This is a genomic window from Limosilactobacillus reuteri (genome assembly GCF_002254085.1).
In the GTDB taxonomy this organism is placed as follows: domain Bacteria; phylum Bacillota; class Bacilli; order Lactobacillales; family Lactobacillaceae; genus Limosilactobacillus; species Limosilactobacillus reuteri_K.
On the sequence record NZ_NGPY01000001.1, the window covers coordinates 66,877 to 77,826 of the forward strand.

Below are 10,950 nucleotides of genomic sequence, written 5' to 3' on the forward strand. Positions count from 1 at the left end.
AATAAATTAAATTAAAAACTGAGAAAAATCGCAAAATTTTCTCAGTTTTTTTGAGCTTTAAATTTCAAAGCTTATTCTTAATTAGTTAAAATATAAGTACTGATTTTAAGAAATGGGGTTGATATTAATGAATATCACATTTACTGACCAAGCTATTCAGCGTTTACAACGTTATGAATTATCATCTAAGAAGATGCTCCTAGACTTTGATGATGGGGTTGGCCCATTTTCTGCTGTTGGGAGCTGCAGTTTAGATGGTGATTATCGACTAATCCTTGTTAAAGAAGATTTAGATACCCCAGACTATAATGGAAAAATTACCTCTAATTTAGGGGATGTTTTTATTAAAGACCATACAGCAGTTCAATTTGATGATGAAATGGAAGTAAGGTTTAATCCGCGATACTTTACAATGCCACTTGTCAGTCCTAAACGCGTTTTAACGGATAATCTTGAAGTTCTGGATCTTAGTAATACAGACTTAAATTCTCAAATTGATCGAGCACATGATTGCTAACAATAAATATAATAAGGGAGCGTGATAGAAGCCAGATACGACTTCATGATCGTGCTCCCTTATTGCTTTTAAAGAATAAGCCTGAAGATAAAAGTAATAATAATTGCAAAAATTCCAATAATTGTTGCATAAGAAAAATGTTTACGTTGCGCTGGTTTAATTAATGCTTGCCTCCCCATGAAAATTGTAAATAAAGCCCATAAAAAAGTAGCAATAAGCAAAATATATAATTTCCAGCTAATTGGGAGATGGTGGTAAAAGTCGCCATAAAATACCATCATGCCGATAAACATCACAATGGCATAGGCATAGTTATCGCGGTGAAAGTTAAAATTAAAAAGATAAGCAAACACGCAAAATAATAAAATACTAATAATATCGTTTAAAATCATACCCTCTACACACTTCCTTATAATTTTCATTATAGTCATTAACGGGATAAAGATAAAATATTAAGAAGCAATCGCAAATAATATGATATGATGGTCTTGTTAGAATTAATGAAGGCGGTGCTTACAGTGAAGAAAAAAGCTATGCGACGAGAAATAAAATTATTAACTGAAGAAAATCAACAATTACGTCGATATACCTTACTAGCATCAATCGGAATTTTATTAAGTATGATGATTGGGTTAGTTCGAATGGTTAAAAAAATTAGTTAGGAAATTTTTTAGAGGGAAGTATAGTGGAGTTAGGATATCGAAAAGCGACCCTTAAAGATCTACCAAAAATTGTTGAAATTTATAATCAAATTATTCCATCACGGTTAGCTACTGCGGATCTTACTCCGATAACGGTTGACGAACGGAAAGGGTGGTTTGAAGCGTTTGACGAAAATCATCCCATCTGGGTAATTGAATATCAAAATGAGGTTCGCGGGTGGGTTGCCCTTGAGCATTTTTATGGTCGTCCAGCCTATGATCATACTAGTGAAATTGCTATTTACCTTGATCAACGGTTACGGAAACAAGGGGTAGGGACAAAAACTATGGAATTTATTATTCGTCAATTGCCTAAATTAACAGTTGATACAATCGTGGCTTATATTTTTGGTCATAATATTCCAAGCCTAAAGTTGTTTAAATCATTTGGTTTTACTCAATGGGGCCTTTTACCACAAGTAGCAGAGCTTGATGGGATTAAACGTGATTTAGTTATTTTAGGACGTCATTTTAAATGATTATTAAAAAGAGTGTTGTGGTATAAGTTCGAACACATCCATAAGAATAAGAAGCAAGTAGAATAGGCCCCCAACGCCCGGTAAAGCCGAACGCTGGAGGCCTATATTGTATATATGGGGGCTCTATGTTGAAAACGAAGGTGCCCATGATACTTGGCTCGCTCCCTTATTTTGTATCTTTTTCTACTTCTTCTCTTGTTTTAACGTCATTGATATGTAACTCAAATTTAACTAAATTCAAGCCAGTCATTTTATTGATTGCATGCTGGACCTCAGAACAAACAGCCTTAAAAATTTCTGGAGCACTTTTGCCATATTCGATGGTAGCTTCCATTTTTAATGCAACTTGCTTTTCACCAACATCAGCATCGATTCCCTTGGTTGGATTGCTTCCGGAAGTTACTTTATCTGCTAATTCACTAAACATATTTCCATCCAGGGAAAGGATCCCAGGGACTTTGCTAGCGGTGATTCCAGCAATTTTTTCAATTACTTGATCATCAAATGTTAATTGTTCATCAATTGTTTTATTATTTGTAGTGGTTGTCATATTAATTCCTCCTTGAATTAGTTGGCAAATTTATCTAACATTTTTATCGCGAGTTTATTTAATGAATAGCCTTTTGCATCAAGAACATAGCCAATTCCGCCTAAGATAGTGACAGCTAACAGAATGCCAATCATTGGGAAAAAGCCCCACATAATCCAACTAATGCTGATAAGCAGTCCTAAGATAACGCCAATTGTAGCAAGTTTCATATAGTACCTCCTTTTTAGACAATGTTGACTGATTCTTTGTTTGAGTAGGGACTTAGCTTAATGTGTAATTTATTAAGATCAATGTCGAAGTCTCGTTTTAGGTTTTCTTTAATTGTCTGGAGTAGTACTGTATGAATTAGTTTTGGATTGGTCCTCTTAGAGAGCATTCCATGAACGGTGACGTCTGCGTTGCGATTGTTACGGTGCATCTTGAGTTTAATTACTGGATTGTAAAGGTCAAATTTAGCAATTGAAGTAGTTAAGCTATGTTCAACTGCATGTTGATCAATTTGAACTTTATTAGCACCATCCTTAGCGATTGTCATTTGTTTAGTCGTTGTTGGGCGAAAAACGGCAATTGCTATTACGGTTAAAGCAACGATGATTAAAAATACTGCGACTCCGGCTGAGAAACTTTGACCGATGGGGCTGTGAAGCCAATCGTTAACTGGAATCGTCCAAGTTTGGTCACGATAAAACCATAATGATACGACAACGATTCCAATAATTACCTGAAGCATCATCACAAATGAAACCCACCATTTTTTCCATGCGGCCATTAGCACCACTTCCTTTCTATAAATGTTTTTTTGCTATGAATTAATAATAACATGGGAGAAAGCGTTTTACGTTGATTATAAGAATGCTAAAGGTAATATTAAGAACCTATTAACAGAATAGTCATAATTAAAAATCGATCTTACAATTATGTTCCGATGTAAGATCGATTTTTAATTCTTTAATTATTTTGGCGTTCTTGTAGTTTGGCAATTTCAGAATAGGCAGGAGCAAGCATATCTTCAATTTGTTGGAAGAGTGGAGTATAACGTTGATATACTTTTACTGCGGTTGGATCTGGTTGGTAAGAACTGACCTTGCCAATGAACTTTTGTGGTGTATCAAGACTATCGATCATTCCCAAACTTTGCATAGCCATAACTACTGATCCAAGGCAGCCTGATTCAAATGAGTCAGGAACGTTAACCGGACAGTTTAGGATATCAGCAAGCATTTGGCGCCATACTTTTGAGCGGGCAAAGCCACCTGTTGCGGTAACACTCGCTGGTTCGCCAACTAAAGCCCGTACTGCTTGGAAGACTGTTGCAATATTCATGCTAATTCCTTCCATGACTGCCCGTAGCATATCAGCCCGTGTATGAATATGAGAAAGGCCAAAGAAACTACCGCGCGCTTTGGCATTCCACAATGGTGCCCGTTCACCGCCAAGGAAGGGGTGGAAGAGAAGTCCATGTGCCCCTGCTGGTACTCCTTCAATAACGTGATTTGCTAAAGTATAAGGATCTACCTGTTCGTTTTTAACGGCGCTACTATCGACAAGGTGTTTTACTGCCCATTCATAGACATCGCCACCGTTATTGAGCGGACCACCAACGACCCACAATCCTTTATTAATAGCATAGCAGAAGAGGCGACGTTCTGGGTCAATAACAGGATGATCAGTTACCACTCGTACAGCTGCGGAAGTACCGATTGTAATTGCTACTGTATTTTGCTTGGTCGCACCAACACCAATATTTGAAAGGGCACCATCGTAAGCACCATAGACAAATGGCGTATTAGCGGGTACTCCAAGTTTTTCTTGGGCTTCGGGCACTAAACCAGTTGCTTGGGTTGTTCCATCGACAATTTCAGGCAGTTGATCTTTGGTTATCCCTGTAACCCGAAGTGCCTGGTCATCCCAATCACAAGTTTTTAGATTCATCAAGCCAGTTGAGGAAGCGATTGACATATCAACCTTAAATTCATTAAATAACCGATAGAAAAGGTAAGCTTTAATATCAGCAAAATATGCTGTACGGCTAAATAAATTTGGTTCGTCTTCCCTTAACCAAAGGAGCTTTGTCAATGTTGACATGGGATGAACAGGAACCCCCGTCTTCATATATAATTGTTGTCCTTCAGTCATCATCTTGAGGTTATCTGCCGCGCGCTGAGCTCGACTATCAGCCCAGGTGATTAACCGTGAAAGGGGCTTCTTATCTTTATCTAATAAGAGGAGGCTTTGGTTTGCACTTGAGATTGAAACTGCTAGTAGTTTCCCCGTACTGAGATCAGCTGCCGTAGCCACATCATGGATAGCTTGTTCAGCAGCATTGATTACTTCTTCTGGCTCTTGTTCTGCCATTCCCGCGGCATTGCGGTGCAACTCGTAGCCATAATTAGCTTGTGTGATCACCTGTGCATTTTGATCATATAAAATGGCCTTTGTGCTAGAGGTTCCAACGTCAACACCAATTAAGTAGTTCATTTATTGTTTCTCCTTTAAAACTCAATTTAATTCTCTTTGTAATATTATATGCTAAAGTGACTGGTGTGCAATGATTTCAACTGGTAAAAGGGTAGTGGAACTGATGGTGCTTTGTTGGTTGATTTGCGTTAAAAGTTTATTAGCTGCTAAGCTACCCATTAGCTCCATATCTTGCTTCAACAGAAAAATGCCATTAGCGACATATTGCGACCATTCCCAATCATCAAAGCTAACTAAGCCAAGATCTTCAGGGAAGGAAAGGTTTAGTTCCTTAAAAATTGCTAAAAGGTCAAATAAAATGGACCCCATTAATGAAACCACAGCAGTTTTGCCTTTAAGCTCATTTAACTGTTGCAGAAACGTTTTAGCAAGCCACTGCCGATCATGTCCTCGAGTTTCAATATTGTGATAGCTTAGCCCGTTATCAGCAGCAACCTTTAAACCGGCAATTCGAGGGATTTGACCCGATGCCTCTGCAAAATGCGCGCTGATAGTTAAAATATTCTGATAACCATTTTGATAAAGAATCTTACCGAGGTTATAACAAGCATCACGATTAGCAGAAGTGACCTTCCCAACTGTAGAAGGCTGGTCATCAACTTCACGGTCAACAATCACGAGGGGAATATCATTGTGAATAGCAGGGGCAAATTGACTAAAGTGGCGGGAATTAGGCTGGACAATAATTCCGTCAACTCGTTGCTGATATAGACGCTGAAGAGCACGACTTTCATTTTCCCGCGAGTTATTCGTATTCATGAGGAGGATATCATAGCCTGCCTGTTGTAAAACATCATCAATCCCTTTGGCGAGTAAAGATGAAAAGGGGTTAGAAATATCTCCAACGAGGATTCCAACAACGTGACTGTGAGTTTGGCGAAGCTGTCGTGCAGAAGCGGTTGGAACAAATTGAAGGTCTTTAATTGCTTTTTCCACTCGTTTCCGCGTTGCTGGGCGCATTTTATCATAACGACCATTAATAATACGTGAAACGGTAGTCGCTGAAACACCAGCTGCTTTAGCAACGTCAGCGATAGTAGTATGTTGCGTCATTTGTTTATTCATCATCCTTATTAGTTCTACTATTAAGAATACCAAACCATACAAAAAGCGTCACTAGCTAATTCACTAGGACGCTTAAATTGACTTAGACAAATAATGAAATGGCATAGACGGCTCCTAACCCAGCGAGTGCTAAGACGAAAGTTAAAGTTGTCCACGAAAGTAAAGTTTCCTTTAATGAAAGGCCAAAGTATTCTTTGATCATCCAGAAACCGGTATCATTAACGTGTCCACAAAAGACAGAACCGGCACCGATGGCAAGAACCATTAATGTTGCCATAATTGAGTTACCGCCAAATTGGTGAGTCATTGGAACCACAAGTCCAGCAGCAGTCATCGCAGCAACCGTTGATGATCCAAGTGACATCCGTAATAAAGCAGTAATTAACCAAGCAGCTAGAATTGGTGAAATGCTAGTTTGAGCAAATAGTCCAGAAATGTACTTAGAAATTCCACCATCAACAAGAACTTGCTTGAAGGCACCACCACCGATGATCAAAAGCATTACAGAAATTTGTTTGATTGAATCGGCAAGGGCAGTTGAAATTTCTTCCATTTTCTTGTTTCGCCATAGTCCCATCGTAAAGATTGCAAAGATTAATGAAAGAAGCATTGCAAGGTCAGGAGCACCAATAAATTGAATGAATTCATTAACTGGATTGTTCTTAGGGAAAATAAATGAACAAATAGTAGCGACGGCAATTAAGATAACTGGCATCATTGCAGTTAGAACGGAGATACCGAACTTCGGCGTTTCTTCAAGCTTGAATTCTTTATATTCGCCAAGAACTGAAATATCAATATTTTTACGGTAAACACGCGGATAAATTTTTTGTAATACCCAGTTATAAACTGGACCAGCAATAATGATTGTTGGGATTGCAGCTAAAATACCAAGTAACAAGACGTGTCCAAGGTTTGCACCAAGAATGTCAGTGATAGCAGTTGGAGCAGGGTGTGGTGGTAAGAAAGCGTGGGTAACGTTTAAGATTGCTGCCATTGGAATACCAAGATACATCAATGGCATATCAAGCTCGCGGGCGATAATAAAGATAATCGGTAAAACAACGACAAGCCCAACTTCAAAGAATAATACTAACCCAATGATAAAGGAGGCAAGGATAACAGCAACTTGGATCCACCGCCGACTAAATTTGTTAATAAGCGTTGTTGCAATTCGATAGCCACCACCGGCATCAGAAACTAATTTACCAAGCATTGAACCGAACCCAAAGATGATCGCTAAGTGTCCTAGTTGGCTCCCAATTCCAGTTTCAATTGTCTGAGCAATTTTTGTAAGTGGAAGGCCGAGTAACAAACCAACGATGAATGATGTGATTACTAAACCAACGAAAGTGTTCATCTTTAGTTTAACAATCATGAAAATTAAGATAATAACCCCCTAATGAGTAGTAGATTGTTGTTGTAATTTAGCGATAGTCGAATAGGCTGGTGTTAATAATCCTTCGACCTGTTTAAAAAGTGGTAAGTAATTTTGATAAACATTAACCGCATCTTGATTTGGTTGATAAGAACTGATATCACCAATTAATGTTTTAATAATTTCGTAGTTTTCAATCATTCCTAAACTCTTCATTGCCATGGTGATTGCACCGAGACAACCAGATTCAAATGAGTTCGGGATATTAACTGGACAGTTTAAGATATCTGCTAACATCTGCCGCCAAACTTCAGCCCGCGCAAAACCGCCAGTTGCAGTTATGCTTGCAGGATTACCAACAAGGTCACGAACCGCTTGGAAAACAGTTGCAATATTCATACAAATTCCTTCCATTACTGAGCGCAGCATATCGGCACGGGTATGAATGTGGGAAAGTCCAAAGAAACTACCACGCGCATTTGCATCCCATAATGGTGCCCGTTCACCGCCAAGGAATGGGTGGAAAAGCAAACCGTGAGCTCCAGCAGGAACACCTTCAATAACCTGGTTAGCAAGAGTGTAAGGATCAATATTTTCATTTTTAACTGCACTAGCGTCAACTAAGTGCTCAACAGCCCACTGATAGACATCGCCACCATTATTAAGCGGACCGCCGATGACCCATAAGCCCTTATCTACGGCGTAACAGAAAAGTCGTTGCTGAGGATCGATTACTGGATGGTCAGTTACAACCCGCACACCAGCGGAAGTCCCAATCGTAATGGCAACAGTATTTTGCTTAATTGCCCCCACACCTAAATTAGATAAAGCACCGTCAAAAGTACCATAGACAAATGGCGTGTCAGCGGAGATACCCATTTTTGCTTGCGCCGCTGCTGTTAGGCCAATCGCTTGGGTTATTCCGTTCACGATTTCTGGTAATTGGGAACGATCGACATTAGCGAGTTCCAATGCTTGATCATCCCAGTCACACGTATTGACATTCATCATTCCGGTACATGAAGCGATGGAAACATCAACCTTAAACGTATTGAAAAACTGGTGGAAGAGGTAGGATTTGATATCGCCAAAATATGCAGTTTGGGCAACCTTATCTGCTTGTGTCTTATTGAGCCACATAATCTTGGTCAATGGGGACATTGGATGAATAGGTGTACCTGTTTTAGCATAAATTTGCTGACCGGCTGGACTATTTTTTAATTCATTGGCGACATCACGTGCACGTGTATCAGTCCAAGTGATGACCCGTGAAAGGGGATTGAAATTCTTGTCGAGCATAATCACGCTTTGGTTAGCACTGGAAAATGATACCGCTAACAATCTTCCGTTTGTTAAATCTGCTTTTTGTGCCGCATCATGAATAACCTTTTCGACTGCTTCGACAATTGCAGTTGGGTTTTGTTCAGCCATTCCACTAGCATCGCGGTAAAGGGAATAACCTTGGCTAAATTGGTCTAACACAGTTGCATTTTGGTCATATAGAACTGCCTTTGTAGAAGTAGTTCCAACATCAACACCGATAAAATAATTCATTGTATTAATTCTCCCTTTATTTATTTGAAATCGTTTTAGTTTATCGTTACACCTAATGATATAATGCTGTATGTAAGAGATGTTAATAGTTTATTTAAGATTAGTTTATCGATTTCCTAAATTTAAAAATAAAAAGTAATTGCATATGAATCTCGAGGTGTGATACTATTGGTTGCTTAATTTGTTATGGTTTAGCTATAAGTAACGATTTTAAGGAGGGATTACAATGAAAATCCGGAAAGCAACAATAGCAGATTTAGATGTAGTAGTAGATATTTTACGTGATGGACGTAACCAGTTAGCTGAGCGGGGCGTTGATCAATGGCAGGGGGATTACCCGAATGTTACCCATGTAAAAGAAGATATTGAGAATGGTTATGCTTATCTCGTTAAAGCAGATGATGGACAAACAGTTGGCACGTTAGCAATTATTGAAGCACCGGATCATTTTTATGATAAACTCAACGGGGAATGGCTAATTAATACTGAAAATTATGTTGTAATCCACCGCGTAGCTATTCATTCACGGCATGCAGGAAAAGGATATGCATCCAAATTATTTTTGAGTTTGATTGAGTATTTGGAGACCAAACGTCCAGAGATCAAATCAATTCGTTTAAGTACAAATGAAAATAATATGGCAATGCAACGGATCGCAACTAAGAGCGGCTTTAAAAAAGTGGGAACCCTCCATGGCGCTTTTCGTCCAAGTGAGTTGTCTTATGTTTATGAACTGTTAACAAAAGTGCGTGTAGCATAAAAAAGAGGAAGGCATTGATCTTGTAACACCTTCCTCTTTAATTTCACTATTTTTCATTAATTTTCTTAGCATATTCGCGAGCGTTGTAAAGTTCATAGACTACCCATGTTTCAATAAGGGTAATGACACAGATGAGAATAGCGGTATACATGTCTGGTAAAACGAACAGTAAGAGTAAAAAGATCCATGAAATCCATGACCACTGAGTTTCAATTGTGACGATTCGCTGAATTCGTTTAGTAGGTTCAATACGGCCAGATTGATTAAAAATGGTCCGAATTTGGTAAAAATAACGAACTTCAAAAATACTTTCGATAATAAAAATTGCTGTTAAGATGATTAATAAAATGTTCATCATAAATAAGAGCCCCTTATCTTTCAATTTATCTCTAATTTTAGAACTCTTGGGCAAGAGAAGCAATTTAGATAGTAAAAAAGTAGGTCCCTATCAAAGATTGAGTGATAGGAACCTATTTTTAATTCTACATATCAAGAAATTAAACGTTCATTGTCTTACCCTATTCATTATTAATGGTATCAACAACGTCCTTGGCATGCATATCATCTTCAACAACTATTTCACCATCACGAAGAGTGTACTTTACACTTTCGTCCAAGTTATCAAAGTCTACGTCATTACCATTTGCATCTACAAAATTGAACTTCGAATCTTGGAAGTTCTTAAGAGCATCTGCATTAATTTCCATGATTATGCTTCCTTTCGCCATTATAGTAACACTTAATTAACGAAAATTACAGGGTTAGGGTAAAAATATTATTATATTTTACAGGAGGGCACTTATTTTCTAATTAACTTATTCGTGTTTTCGCTCATTTTTTTGATAAACAGTTTTGACTAATCCTGTACATAATTTATAATATGAGTAGGAAGAGAATTCTTGGATTGAATAGGAGGAAATAGATATGTCATTGATGCAAAATACCTCAGAAATTAACAAGACTGATAAGCAGGTATACTTAATCACTTTATTGCGGAAGAGTACAAATATGCCACAATACATTGACCACATGATTTATGAAACTGCAGAAGGTGGTCAAGAATTTATGGCGCGCTTAGTCGAAGCTTTTTCACGGGCAGGTTACCGAGAAAAGAAGCTTAGCGACGACAAGTACAACCTCGATAACGGACTTGATAAGATCACTTTACGGGGATCATATCAACCTATTTACAAGGGATAATTAAAATTGACTAGATTAAAAGAGCTGATGCTGCATTTTGAGGCTGACGTGTACCCCCAGAGTTGGAAATCAACTCTGGGGGTATTTTATATGACCAAAATTAGCGTTAAAACTAAACTTAAAGCTGTTGAAGAATATGCCAACGGTAATGTTACTTTAGCATCAGTTAGGCATAAATACGGGATTGCTGAATATGATTTCCAAATTTGGGTGGGAATTTATGCAAGATTTGGTAAAGGACCATTACTCAATCCACCCAAAGTAACTG

Annotated in this window: 15 protein-coding genes; 5 read left to right on the plus strand and 10 right to left on the minus strand. The window is 38.3% G+C overall.

The genetic code is table 11. The features are described 5' to 3' along the window. The first annotated feature begins 127 nt into the window (after nt 1-127). Nucleotides 128-517 (plus strand): iron-sulfur cluster biosynthesis family protein, encoded by a 390-nt coding sequence (locus CBG10_RS00310; protein WP_094560553.1) that lies wholly within the window; start codon nt 128-130, stop codon nt 515-517. A gap of 68 nt (nt 518-585) precedes the next feature. Here the strand turns inward: CBG10_RS00310 and CBG10_RS00315 are convergent, their stop codons facing one another. After that, entirely contained in the window at nt 586-909 is a 324-nt protein-coding gene (locus CBG10_RS00315; protein ID WP_035152613.1) for a hypothetical protein, read from the minus strand. A 126-nt stretch (nt 910-1,035) separates the two neighbouring features. On the opposite strand from CBG10_RS00315, the gene CBG10_RS00320 reads away from it, so the two are divergent. Both CBG10_RS00320 and CBG10_RS00325 read left to right on the plus strand, forming a co-directional pair. Next, nucleotides 1,036-1,179 (plus strand): hypothetical protein, encoded by a 144-nt coding sequence (locus CBG10_RS00320; protein ID WP_225361551.1) that lies wholly within the window; start codon nt 1,036-1,038, stop codon nt 1,177-1,179. A gap of 23 nt (nt 1,180-1,202) precedes the next feature. Further along, a complete protein-coding gene (locus CBG10_RS00325; protein WP_019251597.1) occupies nt 1,203-1,697 on the plus strand; it encodes a GNAT family N-acetyltransferase in 495 nt (164 codons plus the stop codon). Nucleotides 1,698-1,863: 166 nt separating this feature from the next. On the opposite strand, the gene CBG10_RS00330 is transcribed toward CBG10_RS00325, so the two are convergent. The 7 genes from CBG10_RS00330 to CBG10_RS00360 all read right to left on the minus strand — a co-directional run bounded on the left by CBG10_RS00330 (nt 1,864) and on the right by CBG10_RS00360 (nt 8,722). Continuing rightward, complete coding sequence (locus CBG10_RS00330) at nt 1,864-2,247, minus strand: Asp23/Gls24 family envelope stress response protein (protein WP_065869075.1); 384 nt, start codon at nt 2,245-2,247, stop codon at nt 1,864-1,866. Between the two features lie 17 nt (nt 2,248-2,264). Further along, the gene (locus CBG10_RS00335; RefSeq protein ID WP_003666092.1) at nt 2,265-2,456 is read right to left on the minus strand and encodes a hypothetical protein; all 192 of its coding nucleotides are present in this window, start codon (nt 2,454-2,456) and stop codon (nt 2,265-2,267) included. 14 nt (nt 2,457-2,470) lie between these two features. Next, complete coding sequence (amaP, locus tag CBG10_RS00340; protein ID WP_003666094.1) at nt 2,471-3,016, minus strand: alkaline shock response membrane anchor protein AmaP; 546 nt, start codon at nt 3,014-3,016, stop codon at nt 2,471-2,473. Nucleotides 3,017-3,195: 179 nt separating this feature from the next. Next, entirely contained in the window at nt 3,196-4,725 is a 1,530-nt protein-coding gene (locus tag CBG10_RS00345; protein ID WP_094511292.1) for a gluconokinase, read from the minus strand. Between the two features lie 51 nt (nt 4,726-4,776). Further along, nucleotides 4,777-5,793 (minus strand): LacI family DNA-binding transcriptional regulator, encoded by a 1,017-nt coding sequence (locus tag CBG10_RS00350; protein ID WP_094511293.1) that lies wholly within the window; start codon nt 5,791-5,793, stop codon nt 4,777-4,779. A gap of 79 nt (nt 5,794-5,872) precedes the next feature. After that, nucleotides 5,873-7,183: a gluconate:H+ symporter gene (locus CBG10_RS00355; protein WP_225361553.1), complete on the minus strand. Its 1,311-nt coding sequence runs from the start codon at nt 7,181-7,183 to the stop codon at nt 5,873-5,875. A 6-nt stretch (nt 7,184-7,189) separates the two neighbouring features. Beyond that, a complete protein-coding gene (locus tag CBG10_RS00360) occupies nt 7,190-8,722 on the minus strand; it encodes a gluconokinase (protein ID WP_094511295.1) in 1,533 nt (510 codons plus the stop codon). Between the two features lie 226 nt (nt 8,723-8,948). Here CBG10_RS00360 and CBG10_RS00365 point away from each other — a divergent pair, with 226 nt between their 5' ends. After that, nucleotides 8,949-9,482 carry a GNAT family N-acetyltransferase gene (locus CBG10_RS00365; RefSeq protein ID WP_094502245.1) on the plus strand — a complete coding sequence of 178 codons (534 nt, stop codon included), beginning with the start codon at nt 8,949-8,951 and terminating at the stop codon, nt 9,480-9,482. Between the two features lie 46 nt (nt 9,483-9,528). Here CBG10_RS00365 and CBG10_RS00370 read toward each other — a convergent pair whose 3' ends face one another. Then, the gene (locus CBG10_RS00370; protein WP_094502244.1) at nt 9,529-9,840 is read right to left on the minus strand and encodes a hypothetical protein; all 312 of its coding nucleotides are present in this window, start codon (nt 9,838-9,840) and stop codon (nt 9,529-9,531) included. 160 nt (nt 9,841-10,000) lie between these two features. Beyond that, complete coding sequence (locus CBG10_RS00375; RefSeq protein WP_094511297.1) at nt 10,001-10,210, minus strand: hypothetical protein; 210 nt, start codon at nt 10,208-10,210, stop codon at nt 10,001-10,003. A gap of 196 nt (nt 10,211-10,406) precedes the next feature. On the opposite strand from CBG10_RS00375, the gene CBG10_RS00380 reads away from it, so the two are divergent. Further along, nucleotides 10,407-10,682, plus strand: coding sequence for a hypothetical protein (locus tag CBG10_RS00380; protein WP_003666104.1), 276 nt, complete (start codon nt 10,407-10,409; stop codon nt 10,680-10,682). Nucleotides 10,683-10,950 lie beyond the last annotated feature (268 nt).

Excerpts from the sequence above, each read along its gene's own strand:
- CBG10_RS00310 (WP_094560553.1), top strand. The coding sequence starts at position 128 with ATGAATATCACATTTACTGACCAAGCTATTCAGCGTTTACAACGTTAT.
- CBG10_RS00315 (WP_035152613.1), bottom strand. The coding sequence starts at position 909 with ATGATTTTAAACGATATTATTAGTATTTTATTATTTTGCGTGTTTGCT.
- CBG10_RS00330 (WP_065869075.1), bottom strand. The coding sequence starts at position 2,247 with ATGACAACCACTACAAATAATAAAACAATTGATGAACAATTAACATTT.
- CBG10_RS00335 (WP_003666092.1), bottom strand. The coding sequence starts at position 2,456 with ATGAAACTTGCTACAATTGGCGTTATCTTAGGACTGCTTATCAGCATT.
- amaP (WP_003666094.1), bottom strand. The coding sequence starts at position 3,016 with ATGGCCGCATGGAAAAAATGGTGGGTTTCATTTGTGATGATGCTTCAG.
- CBG10_RS00345 (WP_094511292.1), bottom strand. The coding sequence starts at position 4,725 with ATGAACTACTTAATTGGTGTTGACGTTGGAACCTCTAGCACAAAGGCC.
- CBG10_RS00350 (WP_094511293.1), bottom strand. The coding sequence starts at position 5,793 with ATGATGAATAAACAAATGACGCAACATACTACTATCGCTGACGTTGCT.
- CBG10_RS00360 (WP_094511295.1), bottom strand. The coding sequence starts at position 8,722 with ATGAATTATTTTATCGGTGTTGATGTTGGAACTACTTCTACAAAGGCA.
- CBG10_RS00365 (WP_094502245.1), top strand. The coding sequence starts at position 8,949 with ATGAAAATCCGGAAAGCAACAATAGCAGATTTAGATGTAGTAGTAGAT.
- CBG10_RS00370 (WP_094502244.1), bottom strand. The coding sequence starts at position 9,840 with ATGATGAACATTTTATTAATCATCTTAACAGCAATTTTTATTATCGAA.
- CBG10_RS00375 (WP_094511297.1), bottom strand. The coding sequence starts at position 10,210 with ATGGCGAAAGGAAGCATAATCATGGAAATTAATGCAGATGCTCTTAAG.
- CBG10_RS00380 (WP_003666104.1), top strand. The coding sequence starts at position 10,407 with ATGTCATTGATGCAAAATACCTCAGAAATTAACAAGACTGATAAGCAG.